Raw genomic sequence first — 21833 nt, 5'->3', positions numbered from 1 at the left:
CCATGGCTGAGATCTGGGCAGCAAGAAAGGATGACGAACTGATCCACACCAGCGCGTTGGCGGACATCGCCAGTGCCGTCGCGGAAGTCGCGGTATATGCGGTAGCGACCGCCGCCGTGTCCGCAGCAGCCGCCGCCGCAGCGCCGGCATTGGCAGGGGTGGCGGTGCTCGGCGCAGCGGCGACGGCGGCCTCCGGCTGCGTCGGCGCCGGGCTAATCGTCGGTTTTGTCACCAGCCTGACCGGCGTCGGAGAACATATCAGCAACGGCTGCGACGCCGTGGCCAACTGGCTCTTCCCGCCTTCCGTCTCCGGCGTCATTCTCACGGGCTCCCCCAACGTCTTCACCAACGCCAAACCGGCGGCACGCGCCGCCGGTCGCTTACTCACGCCCGCAGAGATCAAAGCGTTACCGGCGCCACAGCCGCCGCAAAGCTTCTGGGATTATGGCGCCGAGCTGCTGGCCGCCGGCGGTAATATCCTCTCGCAGCTATGGCAGCCCGGTGTCGCCGGCCCCAGCCAGCCCAGCCAACCGCTGGAAGAAGATAAAATCAGCTGCGACAAACACCCGCTTCCGCAATACCTGGCGGAAGGCTCCCGTAAAGTATTTATCAACGGCCAACCGGCCGTACGCAGCAATGACCGTTCAACCTGCGAGGCGAAAGTCTCGACCGACGTCTCCAAAAATGTGCAGATCAGCGGCGGCACGGCGGTGGTACGCGACATCAAGAGCGGCAAGCTGCCGGGTATCGGTTTGGCGCTGACCGTGCTGCCGCTGCTGCTCGGTAATCCGGCCAAGCTGGTTAAGAACCTGCCTTGCATGATCGGCGGCGGTCTGGCGGCGGCGGGCGTTAACGCCCTCGGCGAAGCGATCCACGCCGCCTTTAACCCGGTGCATGCCGCCACCGGCGCCAAGGTATTGAACGGCGAAGAAGATCTGGACCTGTTGCTGCCGGCGCGCTTTCCGCTGGTCTGGCAGCGCAATTACAACAGCCGCAATGGCTATCAGGGACTGTTTGGCCACGGCTGGCGCACGCCTTTTGAAATTTGGGTCGATCTTAACGACCGGGACGGCGTCGTTGAGTGTTGCCTGCATGATGAAACCGGTCGTGAGCTACGCTTCCCGCTGCCTGAGGTGAACCAGCCGAGCTTCAGCGCCGGTGAAGGGCTGATGTTCCGCCGCGGTGAAGAGGGACAGCTGCTGATCGCCGACACCGACGGCAGCGTCTGGCGCCTGTTCGTGCCGCTGCCGCAGAACCCTTCCCGCCTGCGGCTAGTGTCGTTGAGCGATGAGTACGATAACGCGCTGCTGCTGAACTACGACGAACGACAGCGCCTGAGCAGTATCACCGATAGCGCCGGCGCCATGACATTGCGGCTGGAATACGGCGATCCGCGCTTCGACGATCGCGTCACCGCCTTGCGGCATAACGACGAAGCACGCGTACGCTACCGTTATGACGACGGCGGCGATCTGCATCAGGTGATCGACGCCGGCGGCTTGGTCACGCGTGAATTTCACTATAACGCCCAACATCTGTTGACCCGCCACCAACAGGCCGGTGGGCCCAGCTTCGAGTATCGCTGGGCGATGTTCGACGACTGGCGCGTGGTGGAACACCGCGACAGCGCCGGCGGCGGCTGCACAATCGACTACGATTTGGCCACCGGGTTAACGACGGTCACCGAGTATGACGGCTTGCGGCACCAGCACCGCTGGAACGCCCAACGGCTGATCGTCGAATATACCGACGAGCGTGGTGAGGTCTGGCATTATCAATGGAATGACGAAGACATGCTGATCGCCACGCGCGATCCGCTCGGCCACGGCTGGCATTTCCGCTACGATGAAGCCGGCAATCTGGTCGAGGAAGAGGATCCGCTCGGCCATATTCGCCTCACCGGTTGGCTACCGCAGCGCGCGCTGCCGATCAGCGTCAAGGAGCCCAACGGCGCCACACAGCATTTCTACTACGACGAGCGCCATGCCTTGATTGCCGAGATCGATGCGCTCGGCCATACCCAGCGCTACCTGCGCGATGGCTATGGCCAGGTGGTGCAAGCCGTCGACGCCAACGGCGGCATCAGCCATTTCACTTATGATGAGCACGGGCAATTATTGCGCGCCCGCGATTGCTCCGGCAAACAAACCCTCTACAAATATACGGCTCAAGGCTGGCTCAGCGAGGTAACCGACGCCGCCGGCGAACGCGTTCATTACCGCTACGATGCCGCCGGTCGCCTGACACAGCTGCAGCGCGCCGAGGGCTGGCAAGAGACGCTGAGCTGGAACGCGCAGGGCCAGTTGGATCGCTATCAGGGGGCCAATGGGCGCCTGACGCATTATCGCTATGACGCAGCCGGCCGCCTGCTGGCCACGCGCAATCCGCTCGATGGCGAGGTGGTGCGCCACTACGACGCCCGCGGCAGATTAACGGCGCTGCGCAACGAGAATGCCGAAAGCTACCTGTTCCATTGGACGGCCTGCAACTTGTTGCAGGAAGAAATCGGATTGGACGGCGTCAGCACCCGTTATCGTTACGACGAATGCCGCCGGGTCGTCGAGCGCCGCTTCGCCGCCAATACCTCCGCCTCCTTCTCGCACTATTTCAGCCATGACGCCGCCGGCCAACTGGTGAGCAAACAAACGCCCGATGGAGAAACCCGCTACCGCTACAGCCCGATCGGCCAACTGCTGCATGCCGCCAGTGACCGCGGCAACGCATGGCATGACGAGCCGACAACGGCTCAGAGCGAGGTCAGTTTTGACTATGACTTGCTGGGGCGGGTAACCCGTGAACAAGGTGCCAACGGTACGCTGCGCTATGATTACGATCCGATGGGTAACCGCACGCAAACCACATTGCCCGACGGACGCGCGCTGCGCGCGCTGTACTATGGCAGCGGCCACCTGCTGCAGCTGGCGCTGGACGATATCACCCTCAGCGAGTTCGAACGCGACAATCTGCACCGCGAGCTGAGCCGTACGCAGGGTCGCCTGACCAGCCGAGTGCATTATGACCGGCTGGGGCGCAAAGACCGGCGGGAGATCTTCAATGACAACCGCCAGCGCCCGGCGCCGGCCAGCAGCTCGCGCCAATGGACCTACGACTATCAAAACAACCTGACGCGCGAAGAACACAACGCCAACCCGTTCTCCTACCAGCGTTATCAGTACGATGCCTCCGGTCGATTGCTGAACCGGGACGGCACGCTGCCGGATACCGAGCGCTACCGGTACGATCCGGCATCCAACCTGCTGGATGAGGGGCAATTCCGCCAGCGGCACAACCGCGTACTGCATTATCAGGGCGTTGATTATCGGTACGATGTCTTTGGCCGCACGGTGGAAAAACGCAAAGGCCACTACCGTTGGCAATATCTCTACGACGCCGATCATCGCCTCTGCGAGGTGGTGCGCTACAGCCAGCATCGCAGCGAAGCACAGCAGCATGTGCAGTTCCACTATGATCCGCTCGGGCGGCGCACGCAAAAGCGGGTGTGGCAGCAAAGTCAGGATCTGCGCCAACCGGCCGGCAAATGCCAAACCACCACGTTTTTGTGGGAAGGTTTCCGGCTGCTGCAGGAAACTCGCGACGGCATGCCCCTCACCTATGTCTATGCCGATCAGGGCAGCTATGAACCTTTGGCGCGCATCGACGGCCACGCGCCGGCCCAAGTATTTTACTTCCACACGGCGCCGAACGGCGAACCGGAAAGCCTGACCGACAGCGACGGAACGCTGCGCTGGCAGAGCCACAGCAGCGCCTGGGGCCGCATAAAGTATGAGGAAAATCAGCAAGATCTGGATTACTCCCAAAACCTGCGCCTGCAGGGTCAATACCTGGATCGGGAAACGGGATTGCACTACAATTTGTTCCGCTATTACGATCCGGATATCGGCAGATTTACCCAGCACGATCCGATAGGTTTGGCCGGCGGGATCAACCTGTACCAATACGCGCCGAACTCGCTGGGTTGGGTGGATCCGTTGGGGTTGAGTTGCGGCAATTCCTGGAATAATTTTCAATCGAAGTCGAAAGGTGTTTTTGCATCCAGAAGCCAGGCATCTAAAGCTTATAATCTGTGGAAAAAACAAGATTGGGCGGCCTTAGAAAAATTCATGGGGCATGGCTCATGGCCTCCCAATAGAGGTTTTGTACAAGCAACGCCTACTACTCTTATGCCTGGAGCAAAAATTGATAGATACGGTGGCTGGACAAATAATGGCGTATTCAACGACCGAGGTACCTTTGTCTCTCCTGCTGGAGCCTCTTTTGGCAGCCGGGCATTACCGTTAGATACACTGGAAAAACCGTATCGAGTATATGAGGTGGTTAAACCAATCCAAGCAGATATGGGGCCTGCTATACCGTGGTTTAACCAAGCTGGTGGAGGAACACAATTTGAACTGTCCAAATCCATCAGTCAACTTCTTGCAGAAGGCCGAATCCGGCCAATTTGAGGAATTATGAGCGAAAAATACGTTAGCGTGAAGAAAGATAAGCAACTGTTTGATGGTAACGAAGAGCAGTTTCGCTTATTTAAAAAAGAAGTATCCATCCCTAACTCTAACGAAAAAGTACTTTATGATAACAGCTCTGCGATACCCATATGGGATATAGATGAAAACATCAGGAAGGCGATCGCAGAAAAAATAAGCGGAATAAAAGTCATAGAGTACCCATATGACCCAATACCTTCATATAAAAATGAAAATCTGGATATCTATGTTCAACCAGTAGAGTCGGACATGCACAAAAAAAGAATAACAATAATCACGGCGACGGGTGAATCACAACCAGCAAGATATAAGATAAAGTTGCTGGGTTTCATTTTTCACTAGCATTCTATTAAGTTCGCTTACTGCAAACAATAGATTTTATAAAAAACCTTAAACATACATTCTATGATATAGACATGGAATAATTATTCTTATGACTTTTCCTCTTTTAAATGAGTCTTTAAATACCCCATCAAAAGGCTCCCAAAGAGCCTTTTGATACGCTACCGCGCCGTTAGCCCCCTCACCACTTCTTCACCGTCTGGTAAATATCGAGGTCGAAATAGCCGTCGGCTTCGCAGTCGTTGAGATAGTGTTCGTAGCTCACCCCCTCAACCGGCTGGTAGCCGCTGGCCGGCAGCAGCTTCTGGTAAAACTCGCCCCACACCCGCTCGAAATCGCCATCGCTGATGCGCACGTGGTAGACCGCGTACTGCCCGGCGGGCAGCGTCTGCACGGTAACGCCCTCGCTGCCCGCCGGCAGCGCGAAATCGTCCGCCACGCTCATCACCACGTCGGCGCGCAGCTTTTCCGGCGCCACTTCCGCCGGATCGTCCCAATACAGCACTAGCCATTTGCCAAACGGCACGCCGTGGCGCTGCCGCCATGCCAGCAGTTGCTGCGAGCCCTGCGGGATCGTCTGCGGATACGGCCCCACGACTCTGACACCCACCACCCTCTCCGCCGCCTTATCGATAATCCTCACGCTCATCGCCCTTATCCTCTTTCGTTATCTCAGGCGCCGATTTCGGTGCGCACATCCAGCAGCTCGGGGAAAAAGGTCAGATCCAACGCCTTTTTCAGGAAGCTGACGCCGCTGGAACCGCCGGTGCCCGACTTAAAGCCGATGATCCGCTCCACCGTTTTCATATGGCGGAAACGCCACAGGTGAAAACTCTCTTCGATATCCACCAGCTTCTCCGCCATTTCATAGGCTTCCCAGTAGGTCTGCGGGTTGTCGTAGATCACTTTAAACGCCGGCAGCAGATCCGGGTTGCGCTGGTAGGGCTGCGTCCAGTCGCGCTTGAGGCACTCCTGCGGGATCGGCAGGCCGTGGCGCGCCAGGTACAGCAAGTATTCGTCGTACAGGCTCGGCGCTTCGAGGATCGCCTTCAGCGCGGCGTGCTTTTCCGCGTCGTTGCTGAACACCGCCAGCATCGCCGCATTCTTGTTGCCGAGCAGGAACTCGATCGACCGGTATTGGTGCGACTGGAAGCCCGATGAGCTGCCCAGCACGTCGCGAAACTCGACGTACTCCGACGGCGTCAGCGTTTCCAGCACCGCCCACTGCTCGAACAGCAGCCGCTGGATCTGTTTGACGCGCGCGAGGATTTTGAAACAGTGGCTGAGTTTGTCCTGCTGCACCAGCCGCAACGCCGCCTGCAGCTCGTGTAGCATCAGCTTCATCCACAGTTCGGAGGTTTGGTGCTGTATCACGAACAGCATTTCGTCATGATGCGGCGGGTTGGAGAGCGGGTGCTGGCAGTCCAGCAGCGAGTCCAGGCACAGGTAGTCGCCATAGCTCATGCGTTTGGAAAAATCGGTGACAATCGCGCTTTCTAAGTCCCGTTTGTTCATCTGTGATCTCCGTTGCGCCCAGCGCCCCATCGGCCTGGAACGTGCCGCAAAGAGAAAACAATAGTACAGAACCCGCCGCCCCGAAGGACGATAAACGAGAGGTGCTTCGCAGATCTCACTCATCTGCGTTAACACATGCCCCCTGCCCCTTTGTTGTTTAGTAAACAACACGGCTGCCGCCTGACGACTCTCACAAATGCGCAATCCCATGCGCGCGGCGCCCCGGTTGCGGCTTGCCTGCGGCCGGCTTCCCTTATAGATTGCAGGCTAACGGCAGGCAGCAAGGTATCGGCAAATGGCAAATATTCGTGATGTGGCGCGGTTGGCCGGCGTGTCCATCAGCAGCGTGTCGAACCTGCTGAACAATCGCAGCCACCAGATGAGCGCGCAGACCCGTGAGCGCATCGAACGGGCGATGGAAACCCTGGGATACCGGCCGGCCCGAGCGGCTGCGCCCGCGCCGCAGGCGAAGATCATCGGCCTGCTGCTGCCGTCGATCGTCAACCCGAGCTTTTCGGCGCTGGCGCATGCGGTCGACGGCGCGGCGCGGGCTCACCGTTACCGCGTCTTGCTCGGCAACGCCTACCGCCAGGAACAGGAAGAAGCCGCGTTTATCGACGATATGTTCCTGCACGGCGTGCGCGGCATCATCGTGGCGGCGAGCGACATTCGCCAGACTCATTTTGTTCGGGCCGCCGAGCGAGGCATGAAGATTGTCAGCTACGACAGCCCGTTCGCCGAGCCGATGGCCACCGATACCCGGTTGTTCGACAGCGTGTCGATGGACAATATCGCCGCCGGGCGCCTGGCCGCGCAGCACCTGCTCGAGCGCGGCTGCCGACACATCGTGTTCGCCACCGAAGCGACGCTGACCGTCGGGCGCAGCCACAAGATCGACGGTTTTCTGAGCGCGCTGGGGCACAGCCTAAGCGAACGCCAACGGGTGATCGAAGGCAAAGCCACCAGCGCCTACGGCGACACGGAAATGTTCGAATTGGGGCTGACGCTGGCGCCGCGCGTTCTCGCGTTGGCGCCGCGCCCGGACGGCATCGTGGCGATTAACGATGCGTTGGGCATCGGCCTGATGGTGGGCCTGCGCGCCGCCGGCGTCCAGGTGCCCGCAGACATCTCGGTGATCGGCATCGACAATATCGCGCTGGCCGGCCTGGCCGAACCGGGGTTGACGTCGATTGGCCCGCCGCTGGCGGAGATGGCGCAGCTGATGGTCGAACGCCTGATCGGCCGCATCAACAATGATTCGAAACCGCCCGGCGAGTTTCTCTTTCCGCCGACGGTCATCAGCCGGCGCTCGGTCAAAGCCGCCGGTTAATACGGTAAAAACGACTTTCCCAGACGATGCGCAGTCGGCATCGTCCGGATCGCCACAGCTAAAAGCAGAAAAAATAGAATCGTCGCAATAAATAAACGGCGCGACGCTTTTATGCACGCAACGTTGTTATTCAGCTCTCCGCTCATGGCTTTGGGCCGGGACGCTATTATTCCGATTAACCACATGGGAAAAACCATGATGAAAAAAACAATGCCAAAGGATATTGAACGCAGCGCCATCAGGAAATTGACGCTGCATATTGTGCCCCTCATGATATTGTTGTATTTCTTGGCCTTTCTCGACCGCAACAATATGGCCTACGCCGCCAAAGCGCTGGAAGATAATTTGGGATTGACCGCCTCGGCTTTCGGCTTCGCCTCCGGAATTTTCTTTATCGGCTATTTCCTGTTTGAAATACCCAGCAACGCCGGCACCATTAAATTTGGCCCGCGCATCTGGTTCGCCAGAATATTAATTTCCTGGGGCATCTTCGCGACCCTGCTCGGTTTTGTGCGCACGCCGCTGGAGCTGTATATTTGCCGTTTTATGCTGGGCGTGTGCGAAGCCGGTTTCTTTCCCTCGGTGGTGTATTACTTCACGGTCTTCTTCCCGGAAAAGTACCGCACTAAAATTCTCGGCATGTTTATCATCGTCCAGCCGCTGTCCAACGCCGTCGGCTCGCCGATTTCCGGCTTTATTCTCAATATTCAGCATGACTGGTTCGGCTTCGCCCCCTGGCAGTTGCTGTTCATCCTCGAAGGGTTGCCGCCGATCGTCATCGGCCTGCTGATCCCGTTCCTGATCAAGAACTCGCCCAAGGATGTCGGCTATCTGAACGTGGAGGAAAAGGCCTGGCTGATGAGCAACGCCGGCCGCTCCAAATCCGGCTCTAAAATCACGCTGGCCGACTTCCTGAAAGGGATTAAAAACAAGAAATACCTGCTCTACGCGCTGCTCAACTTCGGCATGGTGTGCGGCATTTACGGCTTCGGCACCTGGCTGCCGTCGATCATCAGCGCCCTCTCCGGCGGCGATATCTTCCGCGTCAGCCTGCTGGCGCTCATTCCCTACGGCCTGGCTGCGCTGTTGGTGTATCCGTGGAGCCTGTGGGCCAGCAAAACCAAAAAACTCGGCGTGTTTGCCGGCCTCAGCATGGTGGTCGCCGCCATCGGCCTGATGGGGGCGGTGACGTTTTTTAAATACGACCCGCTCGTCGCGCTGTCGTTCCTGTGCATCGCCGCCATCGGCATCTACACCGCCGTGCCGCCGTTTTTATCCATGCCCGCCAATATCTCCACCGGCGCGGCCGCGGCCGCCGGGCTGGCGGTGGTCAGCTGCATCGGCAATATCGGCGGTTTCGTCGCCCCCTATGCGGTGGGCGTGCTGAACGATCTGACCGGCAGCAGCGCGCCGGGGCTGTTTTTCCTGGCCTCGTGCCTGCTGGCCACCGGGCTGATCTGCATTTTCTACTGCGCCAAACAGCGTGAAGGCGTCATCAATTCTTAACGAACCAATAAGGAGTCAATCATGGGCGATCTTGCGGGCAAAAAGGTCTTTATCACCGGGGCGGAACAGGGCATCGGCCGCGCCACCGCGGAGCGGCTGATCAAGGCCGGGTGCGACATCTATTTTCACTATCACAGCGACGAAAGCGGCCCCAAGGCGCTGGTGGCGCTGGCCCATTCATTGGGGCAAAAGGCCGCCTACGGCTACGCCGATCTCATCGATACCGACGAAACGCAGCGCTGCGTCTCGGCCGGCGCCGAGTTTCTCGGCGGCATCGATATCCTGATCAATAACGTCGGCGGCATCGTCGGGCGCAAATGGCTGGGCGAGATCGACCGCGCCTTCTGGCAAACCGTGATCGACGTGAACATGACCACCATGCTGAACGTCACCCAGAGCGCGCTGCCGCATCTGAAAGCGGCGCCGGACGGCGCCAGCATCGTTAACCTGGCCTCACAGGCGGGCCGCGCCGGCGGGCACTCCGGCTCGCTGGTCTATTCCGCCACCAAGGGCGCGGTACTCACCTGGACGCGCTCGCTGGCGGCGGAGCTGGGCGAGCACGGCATCCGGGTGAATGCGGTCGCGCCCGGCCTGATCCTCGGCACCCGTTTCCACAATCGCCACACTACCCAGGCATCGGCGGAGGAAACCGTTCGCGCCATCCCGCTGGGCCGCGCAGGCGCACCGGACGACGTGGCGCGCGCCATCGCCTTCCTGGCGGCGGAATACGACGGCTTCATCTCCGGCGCGACTCTCGACATCAACGGCGGCATCTACCGCATGTAATTCAGCTGCGGGCGGCGCGCTTGCCGCCCGCCCATTCAGGAATCGCTTTATGATCAAATCCGCCATCACTCACCCGCCGCTGCTTGCCGCGCTGGCGCAATGCGGGCATAAAACCCAGGTGTTGATCGCCGACGGCAACTACGCCTGCGTGACCCACGCGCCGAAAGACGCCACCGTGGTCTATCTGAACCTGGCGCCCGGCACGCTCGCCGCCCCGCCGATCCTGGAAAAAATGCTGGCCTGCATCAACGTGGAAAGCGCGGCGCTGATGGCCTGCCCGCCGGACTTCACCAACACCATCGAAGCCGAATACCGGCAGCTGCTGCCAGAGCATTGCCCGATAGAATACCTGCCGCGCGAGGCATTTTACGCCGCGGTCAAATCGGATCGGACGCTGCTGGTGATCGCCTCCGGCGAACAACGCCGTTTCGCCAACCTGCTGCTGACGGTGGCGCCGGTGGTGTGAAAGGCGCGAGGGGCTTCCTTATACTTCGGCGCATAAAGCCAGCTCACCCCTACGGCGTGATTTACCCAAAGAAAGCCGTTGGCATACGCATTGGATTGCAATTACAATTCTTGCAATTGCAATCAAAAAAGAGAGCACCGCATGTCGCCTCAACGTATAACAATGCCTGCCGCCTCCGCCAGGACCAGAACTCTGGCCGAAGCCTGTATCCGCAAGATGGCCTCCGTCAGCCAGAACGCCGGCGCGTCGCTTCCCTCTTCCACCGCCTGGACGGCGGAAGCCTTGAGCGAACTCAACGCCAGCGGCGACATCTGGCTTATCGACGGCAGAAGGCGCGCCGAGCCGCCGAGTTCCCGCTACGCCACCGCCTGGCCGCTCTGGTTTGGCCATCAATCAGAGCGTTATGAGAAGCCGTTGTTTTACTGCGTCAACACGCCCTCGGTGGACATGCTCCGCGGGCTTGAGCCGGAAACCAATCGCAAGGGGATTTTCATCAGCGATGCAGATACCGGCAGTGCCGATTTGCCGAAAGGCGTTCAGGCCTGGTTCCCGCTTCAGCTCACGGCCATGCCGGGCTGGTTGCCTTTCGATCCGGCCAATGCAAGAGAAACCGGCGCGATACTCCATCACGCCCTGCGCGCGCTCTATCTGGAGGGAACGAGGAAGATGGTGTATCTCGCGACCAACGCAGACAATGGCCCCCTCTCTTCAGGGGAGCCGTTTGTCGCAGAACAGGCGTTCAAGGGGATGTATCGTGTCGCGGCGGCGGCGGACTCGCCGTTGCAGGTTCGCCTGTGCGGCGCCGGCCGTGCGCTCGCCCGCGTTCAGCAGGCGGCTGAGGTGTTGAAAAATTGGGGTATCGCGGCCGAAATCTGGAGCTGCCCCAGCTACACGCGGTTGGCGCAGGACGCCGAACTCGCCGACATGCAGCGCCAGGACAGCGGCGGCGAATGCCATCTGAAAACGTGCCTGGGCGCCGGGAATGCCCCCGTCGTCGCCGTCACCGACTATTCGCATCTGCTCGCCAACCAGCTCAAGCGGTTCATTCCCGCACGCTTTGCCGCGGTGGGCTCAGATTCACGGGTGCGCGGCGAAATCTACTACCCGCAGGCGGAATGGATTGCGCTCTGCGCCCTCAAACTGCTGGCCGACGAGCAGAAAATCCCTTCGGCGCTGATCGCCGATGCGCTGCGCGTTCTGCACATCACGCCCGATGCCTGATCATTCTCTGGCCAGCTGCATCGCATTGTTCAACGCGTCGGAGAAGCGTGCGATCTCTTCTTCGCTGAACTGGTTGAGAAAGTGGGTGTTGACCACCGAACGGTAGATCTCCCACATCTTTTTCCGCAGGGCCTTGCCTTCCTCGGTGATAGTCGCGAAGGAGGCCCGGCGATCGTCATCCGATCGAAAACGCGTGACCAGCCGCTCTTTTTCCAGGCGATCCATCAGGCGGGTCAGGTTGTAACGCTCAATCACCAACACGTCCGCCAGCTCATGCATGCGGCGTGTGCCGTTTTCCCCGCTTTCCAATCCCCATAACACGTCATACCAGGCGTAAACCGGCAGCCCCGCTTCCGACAACTTCGCCTCTATCTTTCTGATCATCGCCCGATGCGCGCGCACAAAGGAGAACCACAGGTCGGGTTGTTTATCTGTCATGTCATTTTTCTCGTCAAAACCGGTGAGTTGCAATTGCAATTGTAAAGGGATAGAGTGGCTTTCGCCATTGTTGCATTTGCAATTATTGCACTTGCAACTCACTAAATCCCTGTATCGCTCAGCGCCTTATCAGGTAAGTACATTTGGAGCCTTTATGAACCAACCCGCGGTAAAAGCAGATCTTGACCCACAGGAGACGGCTGAATGGCTTGAGGCATTTGAAGGTGTCACTGACATCGACGGCCGTGAACGCGCGCATTTTTTGTTGGAAAGAATGGCCGAAGCCGATCAGCGAAAACACGGTGATTTCTTCAGCCTGGTCACCACGCCCTACGTGAATACGATCCCGGCCTATAAGCAACCGACGTATCCCGGCGATCTGGCCGCTGAAGCGCGCATCAATGCGTTTATTCGCTGGAACGCCATGGCGATGGTGCTGCGCGCCGGCAAACATTCCAACGTCGGCGGGCATATCGCCACCTATCAGTCGGCCGCGGTGCTTTACGATGTGGGATTCACGCACTTTTTCCGCGGGCGCACCGATGAGTTTGCCGGCGACATGGTGTATATCCAGGGCCACTCCGCCCCCGGCATTTATGGCCGCGCCTATCTCGAAGGCCGCATCGACGAGGAACTGCTCGACAACTTTCGCCGCGAATCCACACGCCGCGGCCTCTCCTCCTACCCGCACCCGCGGCTGATGCCGGATTTCTGGCAATATCCCACCGTTTCGATGGGGCTGGGGCCGCTGACCGCCGCCTACCAGGCGCGCTACATGCGCTATCTGGAATACCGCGAACTGAAACCGCACCAGGGGAGAAAGGTATGGGCGTTTCTCGGCGACGGCGAGATGGATCAGCCGGAATCACTGGCGGCGATTGCGCTGGGCGGGCGAGAAAAACTCGATAACCTGATCTTCGTCGTGAACTGCAACCTGCAACGGCTGGATGGCCCCGTGCGCGGCAACGGCAAGATTATTCAGGAGCTGGAAGGCACCTTCAAAGCCGCCGGCTGGCAGGTGATCAAGGTAATTTGGGGCAGCGGCTGGGACAAACTGCTGCAAAAAGACCGCTCCGGATTGCTGATGCAGCGCATGATGGAGTGCGTCGACGGCGATTACCAAACCTTCAAGTCGCAAAGCGGCGCCTATGTGCGGGAGCATTTCTTCGGCAAGTACCCGGAATTGCTCGAGCTGGTCGCCGACCTGAGCGACGATGAGATCTGGGCGCTGCACCGCGGCGGCCACGATCCGCAAAAGGTGTACGCCGCCTACCATCAGGCGGTGCATACCACGGGCAGGCCGACGGTGGTGCTGGCCAAAACCGTCAAAGGGTTTGGCATGGGGGAAGCCGGTGAAGGGCAGAACATCAACCACCAGCTGAAAAAAATGAGCCAGGATGCGGTGAAAGCCTTCCGCGACCGTTTAGGGCTGACCATCTCCGACGCCCAACTGGCAGAGATCCCTTACCTGAAGCCCGAACCCGACAGCGCGGCGGCGAAGTACATCACCGCGACGCGCACCGCGCTGGGCGGCTACATCCCTACCCGCTTCGGCCAATCCACTCCGCTGGCGATACCGGAACTATCGCGCTTCGACGGCCTCCTGAAAGGCAGCGGCGAACGCAACATGTCGACCACCATGGCTTTCGTCAATATCCTCGGCGTGCTGCTCAAAGACGCCAACATCGGCAAACTGATCGTGCCCATCGTGCCGGACGAGTCGCGCACGTTCGGCATGGAAGGCCTGTTCCGCCAGATTGGCATCCATTCCTGGCTCGGCCAGCTGTATACCCCGCAAGACGCCGGGCAGCTCAGCTACTACAAAGAGGCCAAAGACGGCCAGATTTTGCAGGAAGGCATCAACGAATCCGGCGCAATATCGACCTGGATCGCCGCCGGCACCGCCTACAGCAACCACGATGTCGCAACGATCCCGTTCTATATCTTCTACTCCATGTTCGGGCTGCAGCGGGTGGGCGATCTCGCCTGGGCGGCGGCCGACGCGCGCACCAAGGGTTTCCTGCTCGGCGCCACCTCCGGCAGAACCACCCTGATGGGCGAAGGCTTGCAGCATGACGACGGCCACAGCCACGTGCTGTCTTCGGTGATCCCCAGCTGCGTCTCCTACGATCCGACCTATGCCTATGAACTCGCGGTGATCGTCCAGAGCGGCATGCGCAGAATGTTCGTTGAACAAGAGGATATTTACTACTACATCACCTTGCTCAACGAGGGCTACCCGCAGCCGTCGATGCCGGCGGGCGTGGAGGACGGGATTATCCAGGGCGCCTATTTGCTCAAACGGAACGAAGCGGCAAACCAAGAGAGCCCGCGCGCTCAACTGGTCGCCAGCGGCGCCATCATGCGCGAGGCGCTGGCGGCGGCGGAGCTGTTGGCGGCGGACTTTGGCGTCGCCAGCGATATCTGGAGCGCCACCAGCCTGAGCGAGCTGCGCCGCAACGGCATGGCGGCCGAACGCTGGAACCTGCTGCATCCGGAAGATCCGCCGAAAGTTCCTTATATTCAGAGCCTGCTGGCGGCGCATCCCGGCCCGGTGGTGGTGGTAACGGACTATATGAAGATCGTCGGCGATCAGATCAAACCGTTCTTGCCCGACCGCGCCTTTATCGCCTTGGGCACCGACGGCTTTGGCCGCTCGGACACCCGCGAGGCGCTGCGTGAGTTCTTCGAGGTCAATCGCCATTTCATCGCGCTCGCCGCCCTGAAGCTGCTGGCTGACGAAGGCCGTATCGCCCGCAGCGAGGTCAATCGCGCCATGGTACTGTATGGCATCGCCCCCGATAAGCCGGATCCGGCGACGGTGAAGTAACACTCGGCCTACCCACGCCGCCGGTTGTCACCCGCGGCGTTTTTCTTCCTTCGATTCAGCGGTGCGCGGCGCCCGCTCCCCCAGCCGCGCCACCGGGATATCCGCCAGCCGGGTGGTGTAGGCCGGCGACAGCATGTCGCGCTTCATTTGCCACGGCTTGACGATCCCTTGCCCGGCGAACCATACGCGCCCGCGCCCTTCCTGATTCAGGCGATCGAGAGTCGCCATCAGCCGTTCGCTGTTGCGGCGCGGCGGGCAGTCGTCGAACAGGTCGATCTGCGCCATGGCGGCGGCGCTGAAATCCCCCAGCACCACGCCGCCCTTCAGGTAACGCCGCCCTTCCTGCCAGATGCTCTCCAGCGCGCGCACCGCCATGGCGATGATGTCACGGCTGTCGTTGCTCGGCGTTTGCAGCCGGGCGGTGCCCATATTGCTGTAATACCCTTCGCCCGCCGAATGCGGGCTGGTTTTGATAAACACCGAGACGTTGCGGCAGTAGCGCTTTTCCTGCCGCAGCTTTTCGGCGGCGCGTTCGGCGTAGCTGCAGATCGCCTCGCGCATGTGCGGATAATGCGTCAACCGCTGGCCGAACGAACGGGAACAGATGATCTGCTCTTTCGCCGCCGCCTCATCTTCCCACTGCAGGCACGATTCGCCGCGCAGCTCGCGTATCGTGCGCTCCAGCACTACGCTGAAGGTTTTACGCGCCAGCCGGGTATCGCAGTCCGCCAGCTGTAGCGCGGTGTGAATACCCATCGCCTGCAGCTGGCGAGTCAGGCGGCGCCCCACGCCCCACACCTCTTCCACCGGAAGCAGCGCCAGCAGTTTACGCTGGCGCACCGGATCGGATAAATCCACCACGCCGCCGGTGCCGCGCCATTTCTTGGCAGCGAAGTTGGCCAGCTTGGCCAGCGTTTTGCTCGGCGCAATGCCGACCCCGACCGTCAAATGCAGCTCGCGCCGGATGCGATCGCGCACCCGCTGGCCGAACGGCTCCAGCGCCTCGCAGTGGGCCACACCGTCCAGCCGCAGAAAGGCTTCGTCCAGCGAATAAATCTCCACCGCCGGCGCCATCTCCTCCAGCGTGTCCATCACCCGGCGGGACATATCGGCGTACAGCGCGTAGTTGGAGGAGAACACCGCAACGTTGCGACGGCGCATCTCCTCTTTGATTTTGAAATAAGGCGCGCCCATCGGCACGCCCAACGCCTTCGCCTCGGCGCTGCGGGCGATCACGCAGCCGTCGTTGTTGGACAGCACTATCACCGGTCGCCCCCGCAGGTCGGGCCGGAAAATGGTCTCGCAGGAAGCGTAGAAGCTGTTGACGTCTACCAGGGCGAACATGGTTACAGCGCCGCGTAGACGATAAAGGTCACCACGCCGAAGATCTCCAGCTGCGCTTCGTCGTCGAACACGATCGGCGCGTAGGCGGGGTTCATCGGCAACAGCCGCACGTCGGGGTGACGCTGCAGTTTTTTGACGGTGAATTCGCCATCCACCGCGGCGATCACGATATTGCCATGCTCCGGCGTCAGGGCGCTGTCGACAATCAGCAGATCGCCATCCTGAATATTGCCGTCGATCATCGACTCGCCGCTGGCGCGCACGAAATAGGTGGCGTTGGGGTGCCGCACCAACAGCTTGCCGATGTCCAGCCGGCCTTCGACATAGTCCTGCGCCGGGGAAGGAAAGCCGCAGGCCACGCGATCGGCAAACAGCGGTAACGTTAGGGGTTCACCTGGTGAAAAAGCATACAACCTTGAATTGCTCAGCATAATCATAACAAAACTGTATATTTATACAGTTAAGCATAAACAAAACGCGAACGCGTGCAACCCCCAATCCCCCTGCGGATCGCGCTTTCCCGCGTAATATAATAATTTTCTGAGCGATTTTTCCTGCAGCTTTTGGCGTTCTTCACGTGTGTTTGCACACATGATATCCACCAAAACTGTGGATAATGCGGCACTCAGACCGTTGGCGTATCGATGGGCAGGATGAGTGAGGGATTGTCATTGCGAACGGCGCCGACGGCGGGCGATACCGGTTGCCAGACGAAATCCTCTGCCTGCAGGCTGTACACGTCAGCCTGCATTTGACCAGAGGGCGGGACTAAGCGGGTGTCGAGCCAGTCGCGCGCGGCCGTCGGTCTCTGCTGCGTACAGCGCCGCAAAGAACAGCGGCAGGCCTTGCCTCAACAAGAGCCCACGGGAGGAACGGCGGACGGCCTTACAAAATGACGCCAATAAAATTGCGACTGGCAATGGCATCAATGGGACGGCCAGAGACGAAAGTCAGTACGTTATGCCAGGAGCTTGGGATAACCCGACAAACGCTGTACCGCCACATTTCCCCTGATGGTCCACTGCGAGCTGACGGTATAAAGCTGCTCAACCGGGGATAATTTTAGCGGACGGAAAAATCTGGGGTTCCGGCGTAGAACCCCGAATAAGGAATAATCCTTAATTCATTTCCGGATTATTAATTCCATCTAAAACCTCTCGGCAATATTCTTTTTTATAGGCTTCATCATTACTTAATGACTTAACCAAAAAATCAGCATTTTTCCAACCATTATCCCAATGCGTATCGAATCCTGACTGTTCATACTTTAATGTTCTAGTTAATGAGTCTTTTATTTGTTTTTTATATTTATCAATTTTCTCATTGGTTGCCCCACAAACATCATGTGCAACACGAGCATTTGAGCCAGAAAAACCTATTGCTGAAATTGCCATCGCTTCATTTGATTTGTCGAAATCATTCGCATATGCCACAGCATTAGATAAAGCGAATATGACAAGAGCAGGTATGATTTTTTTGTATGAAATCATCTTTCACCTCTAACTCATTGATTGTTCATGGGGTCAGTTTGGATATCGAAAATTATTGTACATTAAGGCTGCTTTTTAATCAGTCTCAACTTCTTTATAGAAGGCCTGAATGCGACAAACTTGGGAAGTACTGTAGCCTGTCGCGTCTGCTGTTTCTCGGATGCTCAGTTTCTTAATCTGTCGGTAGTACAGGACTTTCTGATGTCGTTCCTGATCTGCCTGCTTTCCCCGGTATCTACCCAACGTATGCGCCCGTTCAATTCCCTGCTTTTGCCGTTGGCGGCGACTCAACCAGTCCTTATGTGACATCGCGGCCATCAGGTCGATTAGCATGTTATTGATGGCGGTTATTACTGCACAGGTGATCGGGTCCGCCTGTGAAGGATCTTTCTCTGACAGCGCCTGCCATGAGGTAGGGACATCCAGGCTGACAATCCGTAACTCATGCTGCTCAATCTGCTTTTTCAACGTCATCCAGTCACTGTTGCTGAGACGGGTCAGGCGGTCTATCTGCTCAACCAGCAAAATATCAGTTACCGTTTGGGGGCGGCATACTTCCGCATCAGTCTCCAGCAGAGCGCCGATGAGGACAGGCTCCAACCCCAGCGTCTATTCCTTTGCCCGGATACGGCCGTCATTCACCTGGATCTGCACCGGCAGTCCGGCATCATACGCGGCCTGATACCCGCCGGCGACCTGCAGCGCGTCACCTTCCAGCTTTATGAACGTTCCGTCCGCGCGCCACGCACGAAATAAGTGGCATTAGGATGCCGCACCAGCAGTTTGCCGATATCCAGCCGGCTCTCGACATAGTCCTGCGCCGGGGAGGGAAAACCGCAGGCCACGCGATCTGCAAACAGCGGTAACGTCAGGGGCTCACCTGGTGAAAAAGCATACAACCTTGAATTGCTCAGCATAATCATAACCAAGCTGTATATTTATACAGTAAAGCATAAACAAAACGCGAACGCGTGCAACCCCCTATCCCCCTGCGGATCGCGCTTTGTCGCGTAATATAATAATTTTCTGAGCGATTTTTTTTTACGCCTGCTAAGTGTTTCACTGCCCCTTGCACACACGTTATCCACCAAAACTGTGGATAACCTGCAGGGCGTGATTCCCTACGCGAGCGGGATCAGAATCCTGTATAATCCCCACACCTGCTAATAAGAATTCATCCTCGTCGGCGCCTCGTCACCGACGGTCACGAGAACGTTATGAACAAGCACCTACTCCTCGCAGAAACCGACGATATCAAACAGGAATGCCTGTCGCGCCACGCGGTCTGGCAGCGCAACGATCTGGCACAGGTGCATCAGGATTGGCTGGCGGAAGAAGTGCCGGTCGCCCTGGTGTACAACGGCATTTCCCACGTGGTGATGATGGCGACGCCGAAAGATCTGGCGGCCTTCGCCATCGGTTTTTCGCTGTCCGAAGGCATCATCGCCTCCCCCGACGACATCTACGACATCCGCCAGCAACCGGCCTGCAACGGCATTGAAGTGCATGTGGAACTCTCGAGCCGCCGCTTTATGCAGCTGAAAGAGAAGCGCCGCAGCCTGGCCGGCCGCACCGGCTGCGGCGTCTGCGGGGTCGAGCAGCTGCAGGAGGTTGCTCAGCCCATCGCGCCGCTGCCTTTCACGCAACGTTTCGATTTGGCGCTGCTCGACCGGGCATTGGCGCAGCTGCAGGACGTGCAAACGGTGGGTAAACTGACCGGCTGCACCCACGCGGCGGCCTGGATCCAGCCGGACGGCGCGCTCAGCGGCGGATGTGAAGACGTCGGCCGCCACGTGGCGCTCGATAAGCTGCTGGGCTACCGCCGCCAACAGGCGTGGCTGCAGGGTGCGGCGCTCGTGTCGAGCCGCGCCAGCTATGAAATGGTGCAAAAATCCGCCATGTGCGGCGTCGAGATCCTGTTCGCCGTTTCCGCCGCCACCCGCCTGGCGGTGGAGGTGGCCGAGCGCAGCAACCTGACGCTGGTGGGCTTCAGCAAGCCGGGGCGCGCCACCGTCTATACGCACCCGCAGCGGCTCTGGCAATCGACAACGGCGGCCTAACGCCGCCGGATAAGAATCGACTATTCTCAATAGCAGGACACCAGGAAGCATCCACGTCATGATAATTCGCCCGCACCAGAACTGGTTTTTTCGCCTGTTCGCCTGGCACGGTTCCGTGCTGTCAAAGATCACCTTTCGTCTGTCGCTGAACGTGCTGATGTCGATAGTGGCGGTGATCAGCTACCAATGGTACGAACAGCTCGGCGTGCATTTAACCATCGCGCCGTTCAGCCTGCTGGGCATCGCCATCGCGATTTTTCTCGGCTTTCGCAATAATGCCGGCTACAGCCGCTTTGTCGAAGCGCGCAACCTGTGGGGCTCGTTGCTGATTACCGAGCGATCCCTGCTGCGACAGATCAAAAGCCTGCTGCCGGACGAACCGGCGGTGCAGCAAAAGGTCGCCAAGCTGCTGATCGCCTTCAGCTGGAGCCTGAAGCATCAACTGCGCGCCACCGATCCCACCGCCGATCTGTACCACAATCTCAGCAGCAAAGAGCTGGCCGAGGTGATCGCCAGCCCGATGCCGACCAACCGCATCCTGCTGATGCTGGGCCAGGAGATCGGCAAGCTGCGCCGACAGGGGCTGCTGAGCGACATCACTTTCGAGCTGCTCGACAACAAGCTGAGCGAACTGTCCCACGCCCTCGGCGGCTGCGAACGGCTCGCCAGCACGCCGGTGCCGTTCGCCTATACCCTGATCCTGCAGCGCACCGTTTACCTGTTCTGCAGCCTGTTGCCTTTTGCCCTGGTGACCGACCTGCATTACATGACACCGTTTGTTTCGGTGTTCATTTCCTATACCTTCTTATCCTGGGACTCACTGGCCGAAGAGCTGGAGGATCCGTTTGGCGTGTCGGCCAACCATCTGCCGTTAAACGCCATCTGCAACACCATCGAGCGCAACCTGCTGGAAATGAATGACCAAAGCCCGCTGCCGCCGCCGATGAAACCCGACGAGCACTTTAATTTGATCTGAGCTATTTCACCCGAACACACTGGAGCCGAATGCAATGAATGCAAATACCCCCCTGCCGCAAGCCGTATTCACGCCGGTGACGCGCCATGCCATCTTTATCGTCGCCACCCTGTCGCCCGTTCCCGCCCATCTGGCGGCGGTGCGCGCCTGGTGCGGCGACATCGCCGCCGTGGTGCGTTCGGTCGGCAAACGCGCGCCGGCGGGCAACCTCACCTGCGTCTGCGGCTTCGGCTCCGAGGCCTGGGATACGCTGTTCGGCGCACCGCGCCCTCGCCAGCTGCATCCGTTCAGCCCGATCGGCAGCGGGGAACGCGTCGCCGTCGCCACGCCTGGCGACATCCTGCTGCATATCCGCGCCGATGAAATGGATCTGTGTTTTGAACTGGCCTCTCAGTTGACCGCCAAGCTCGGCGACGCCGTGACGGTGATCGAGGAGGTGCACGGCTTCCGTTACTTCGATCAGCGCGCCATGATCGGCTTCGTCGACGGCACGGAGAACCCGGAAGGGCACGAAGCCTTCGACTACACGGTGATCGGCGACGAAGACGCGGCGTTCAGCGGCGGCAGCTATGTGCTGGTGCAGAAATACCTGCACGACATGCAGGGCTGGAATTCGCTCAGCGTGGAAACGCAGGAGAAGATCATCGGCCGCCATAAGCAGTCCAACATCGAGCTGGATGAAGCGGTCAAACCGTCGTCGTCGCACAGTTCGCTGACCACCATCACCGACGAGCAAGGCAACGAGGTGAAAATTCTGCGCGACAACATGCCGTTCGGCCGCCCCGGCCTGCGCGAGTTCGGCACCTACTTTATCGGCTATGCGCGCTCCCCGCAGCCGATCGAGCAGATGCTGGAAAACATGTTTATCGGCCGCCCGGCCGGCAACTACGATCGGCTGCTCGATTTTAGCCGCGCGGTGACCGGCACCCTGTTCTTTGTGCCTTCCGCCCCGCTGCTGGAAGCGCTGGCCGATCGCAGCGGCGCCGAACTGCACTGATTGGCCGAAATGCGGGGCCGCAGCGATCAG

Annotated in this window: 18 protein-coding genes and 3 pseudogenes; 12 read left to right on the top strand and 9 right to left on the bottom strand. The window is 59.3% G+C overall.

Annotated features, from left to right (window positions below):
• Positions 1 to 2: 2 nt before the first annotated feature.
• Both ACMGGK_RS08410 and ACMGGK_RS08405 read left to right on the top strand, forming a co-directional pair.
• A complete protein-coding gene (locus ACMGGK_RS08410) occupies positions 3 to 4463 on the top strand; it encodes a glycohydrolase toxin TNT-related protein (RefSeq protein ID WP_420276832.1) in 4461 nt (1486 codons plus the stop codon).
• Between the two features lie 6 nt (positions 4464 to 4469).
• Positions 4470 to 4844 (top strand): hypothetical protein, encoded by a 375-nt coding sequence (locus tag ACMGGK_RS08405; RefSeq protein ID WP_016927241.1) that lies wholly within the window; start codon positions 4470 to 4472, stop codon positions 4842 to 4844.
• A 181-nt stretch (positions 4845 to 5025) separates the two neighbouring features.
• Here ACMGGK_RS08405 and sbmC read toward each other — a convergent pair whose 3' ends face one another.
• Positions 5026 to 5493 carry a DNA gyrase inhibitor SbmC gene (gene sbmC, locus ACMGGK_RS08400; RefSeq protein WP_049299086.1) on the bottom strand — a complete coding sequence of 156 codons (468 nt, stop codon included), beginning with the start codon at positions 5491 to 5493 and terminating at the stop codon, positions 5026 to 5028.
• A gap of 23 nt (positions 5494 to 5516) precedes the next feature.
• Entirely contained in the window at positions 5517 to 6359 is an 843-nt protein-coding gene (kynA, locus tag ACMGGK_RS08395; protein ID WP_016927239.1) for a tryptophan 2,3-dioxygenase, read from the bottom strand.
• Between the two features lie 295 nt (positions 6360 to 6654).
• Between kynA and ACMGGK_RS08390 the strand changes: the two genes are divergently transcribed.
• From ACMGGK_RS08390 to ACMGGK_RS08370, 5 genes are all read left to right on the top strand, one after another.
• Positions 6655 to 7689 (top strand): LacI family DNA-binding transcriptional regulator, encoded by a 1035-nt coding sequence (locus tag ACMGGK_RS08390; RefSeq protein WP_016927238.1) that lies wholly within the window; start codon positions 6655 to 6657, stop codon positions 7687 to 7689.
• A gap of 270 nt (positions 7690 to 7959) precedes the next feature.
• Positions 7960 to 9195, top strand: a complete 1236-nt coding sequence (locus ACMGGK_RS08385) for an MFS transporter (RefSeq protein WP_016927236.1) — start codon at positions 7960 to 7962, stop codon at positions 9193 to 9195.
• Positions 9196 to 9216: 21 nt separating this feature from the next.
• Complete coding sequence (locus ACMGGK_RS08380; protein WP_016927235.1) at positions 9217 to 9981, top strand: SDR family NAD(P)-dependent oxidoreductase; 765 nt, start codon at positions 9217 to 9219, stop codon at positions 9979 to 9981.
• Positions 9982 to 10030: 49 nt separating this feature from the next.
• The gene (locus ACMGGK_RS08375) at positions 10031 to 10447 is read left to right on the top strand and encodes an RbsD/FucU domain-containing protein (RefSeq protein ID WP_049299083.1); all 417 of its coding nucleotides are present in this window, start codon (positions 10031 to 10033) and stop codon (positions 10445 to 10447) included.
• 141 nt (positions 10448 to 10588) lie between these two features.
• On the top strand, positions 10589 to 11668 hold the full coding sequence (locus ACMGGK_RS08370) for a transketolase-like TK C-terminal-containing protein (protein ID WP_164053861.1): 1080 nt from the start codon (positions 10589 to 10591) through the stop codon (positions 11666 to 11668).
• On the opposite strand, the gene ACMGGK_RS08365 is transcribed toward ACMGGK_RS08370, so the two are convergent.
• Positions 11669 to 12106, bottom strand: coding sequence for a MarR family winged helix-turn-helix transcriptional regulator (locus tag ACMGGK_RS08365; RefSeq protein WP_028128123.1), 438 nt, complete (start codon positions 12104 to 12106; stop codon positions 11669 to 11671). It lies immediately after the preceding gene.
• 154 nt (positions 12107 to 12260) lie between these two features.
• On the opposite strand from ACMGGK_RS08365, the gene aceE reads away from it, so the two are divergent.
• Entirely contained in the window at positions 12261 to 14936 is a 2676-nt protein-coding gene (gene aceE, locus ACMGGK_RS08360) for a pyruvate dehydrogenase (acetyl-transferring), homodimeric type (RefSeq protein ID WP_049299077.1), read from the top strand.
• 27 nt (positions 14937 to 14963) lie between these two features.
• Here the strand turns inward: aceE and umuC are convergent, their stop codons facing one another.
• The 3 genes and pseudogenes from umuC to ACMGGK_RS08345 all read right to left on the bottom strand — a co-directional run.
• Entirely contained in the window at positions 14964 to 16280 is a 1317-nt protein-coding gene (gene umuC / locus ACMGGK_RS08355; protein WP_049299075.1) for a translesion error-prone DNA polymerase V subunit UmuC, read from the bottom strand.
• A gap of 2 nt (positions 16281 to 16282) precedes the next feature.
• Positions 16283 to 16717 carry a translesion error-prone DNA polymerase V autoproteolytic subunit gene (gene umuD, locus ACMGGK_RS08350; RefSeq protein ID WP_047574693.1) on the bottom strand — a complete coding sequence of 145 codons (435 nt, stop codon included), beginning with the start codon at positions 16715 to 16717 and terminating at the stop codon, positions 16283 to 16285.
• Between the two features lie 188 nt (positions 16718 to 16905).
• Positions 16906 to 17085, bottom strand: a pseudogene (locus tag ACMGGK_RS08345) (hypothetical protein); the annotation flags it as partial.
• A 21-nt stretch (positions 17086 to 17106) separates the two neighbouring features.
• Here ACMGGK_RS08345 and ACMGGK_RS08340 point away from each other — a divergent pair.
• A pseudogene (locus ACMGGK_RS08340) lies at positions 17107 to 17340 on the top strand (resolvase); the annotation flags it as partial.
• 58 nt (positions 17341 to 17398) lie between these two features.
• Here ACMGGK_RS08340 and ACMGGK_RS08335 read toward each other — a convergent pair.
• The 3 genes and pseudogenes from ACMGGK_RS08335 to ACMGGK_RS08325 form a co-directional block, all read right to left on the bottom strand.
• The gene (locus tag ACMGGK_RS08335) at positions 17399 to 17770 is read right to left on the bottom strand and encodes a hypothetical protein (protein WP_126502249.1); all 372 of its coding nucleotides are present in this window, start codon (positions 17768 to 17770) and stop codon (positions 17399 to 17401) included.
• A 75-nt stretch (positions 17771 to 17845) separates the two neighbouring features.
• Positions 17846 to 18355, bottom strand: coding sequence for a recombinase family protein (locus tag ACMGGK_RS08330; RefSeq protein WP_239505763.1), 510 nt, complete (start codon positions 18353 to 18355; stop codon positions 17846 to 17848).
• A 152-nt stretch (positions 18356 to 18507) separates the two neighbouring features.
• Positions 18508 to 18693, bottom strand: a pseudogene (locus ACMGGK_RS08325) (DNA polymerase V); the annotation flags it as partial.
• Between the two features lie 294 nt (positions 18694 to 18987).
• Between ACMGGK_RS08325 and fdhD the strand changes: the two are divergent.
• From fdhD to ACMGGK_RS08310, 3 genes are read left to right on the top strand one after another with little or no spacing between them, the layout of a single operon-like run.
• The gene (gene fdhD, locus ACMGGK_RS08320; RefSeq protein ID WP_420276831.1) at positions 18988 to 19830 is read left to right on the top strand and encodes a formate dehydrogenase accessory sulfurtransferase FdhD; all 843 of its coding nucleotides are present in this window, start codon (positions 18988 to 18990) and stop codon (positions 19828 to 19830) included.
• Positions 19831 to 19888: 58 nt separating this feature from the next.
• On the top strand, positions 19889 to 20806 hold the full coding sequence (locus ACMGGK_RS08315) for a bestrophin family protein (RefSeq protein WP_016927223.1): 918 nt from the start codon (positions 19889 to 19891) through the stop codon (positions 20804 to 20806).
• Between the two features lie 34 nt (positions 20807 to 20840).
• The gene (locus ACMGGK_RS08310; RefSeq protein WP_016927222.1) at positions 20841 to 21803 is read left to right on the top strand and encodes a Dyp-type peroxidase; all 963 of its coding nucleotides are present in this window, start codon (positions 20841 to 20843) and stop codon (positions 21801 to 21803) included.
• Positions 21804 to 21833 lie beyond the last annotated feature (30 nt).

Origin of the sequence: Serratia sp. BNK-33-b (assembly GCF_048684565.1) — a bacterium.
Lineage (GTDB): Bacteria > Pseudomonadota > Gammaproteobacteria > Enterobacterales > Enterobacteriaceae > Serratia > Serratia marcescens.
Note: the sequence above shows the minus strand (reverse complement) of the source record. Positions and strands in the feature narration are given on the sequence as shown.

Coding starts and splice junctions, on each gene's coding strand:
- aceE (WP_049299077.1), top strand. CDS start 12,261: ATGAACCAACCCGCGGTAAAAGCAGATCTTGACCCACAGGAGACGGCT.
- ACMGGK_RS08370 (WP_164053861.1), top strand. CDS start 10,589: ATGTCGCCTCAACGTATAACAATGCCTGCCGCCTCCGCCAGGACCAGA.
- ACMGGK_RS08380 (WP_016927235.1), top strand. CDS start 9,217: ATGGGCGATCTTGCGGGCAAAAAGGTCTTTATCACCGGGGCGGAACAG.
- ACMGGK_RS08365 (WP_028128123.1), bottom strand. CDS start 12,106: ATGACAGATAAACAACCCGACCTGTGGTTCTCCTTTGTGCGCGCGCAT.
- ACMGGK_RS08390 (WP_016927238.1), top strand. CDS start 6,655: ATGGCAAATATTCGTGATGTGGCGCGGTTGGCCGGCGTGTCCATCAGC.
- ACMGGK_RS08315 (WP_016927223.1), top strand. CDS start 19,889: ATGATAATTCGCCCGCACCAGAACTGGTTTTTTCGCCTGTTCGCCTGG.
- ACMGGK_RS08410 (WP_420276832.1), top strand. CDS start 3: ATGGCTGAGATCTGGGCAGCAAGAAAGGATGACGAACTGATCCACACC.
- ACMGGK_RS08375 (WP_049299083.1), top strand. CDS start 10,031: ATGATCAAATCCGCCATCACTCACCCGCCGCTGCTTGCCGCGCTGGCG.
- fdhD (WP_420276831.1), top strand. CDS start 18,988: ATGAACAAGCACCTACTCCTCGCAGAAACCGACGATATCAAACAGGAA.
- ACMGGK_RS08335 (WP_126502249.1), bottom strand. CDS start 17,770: ATGATTTCATACAAAAAAATCATACCTGCTCTTGTCATATTCGCTTTA.
- umuC (WP_049299075.1), bottom strand. CDS start 16,280: ATGTTCGCCCTGGTAGACGTCAACAGCTTCTACGCTTCCTGCGAGACC.
- kynA (WP_016927239.1), bottom strand. CDS start 6,359: ATGAACAAACGGGACTTAGAAAGCGCGATTGTCACCGATTTTTCCAAA.
- sbmC (WP_049299086.1), bottom strand. CDS start 5,493: ATGAGCGTGAGGATTATCGATAAGGCGGCGGAGAGGGTGGTGGGTGTC.
- ACMGGK_RS08405 (WP_016927241.1), top strand. CDS start 4,470: ATGAGCGAAAAATACGTTAGCGTGAAGAAAGATAAGCAACTGTTTGAT.
- ACMGGK_RS08310 (WP_016927222.1), top strand. CDS start 20,841: ATGAATGCAAATACCCCCCTGCCGCAAGCCGTATTCACGCCGGTGACG.
- umuD (WP_047574693.1), bottom strand. CDS start 16,717: ATGATTATGCTGAGCAATTCAAGGTTGTATGCTTTTTCACCAGGTGAA.
- ACMGGK_RS08385 (WP_016927236.1), top strand. CDS start 7,960: ATGATATTGTTGTATTTCTTGGCCTTTCTCGACCGCAACAATATGGCC.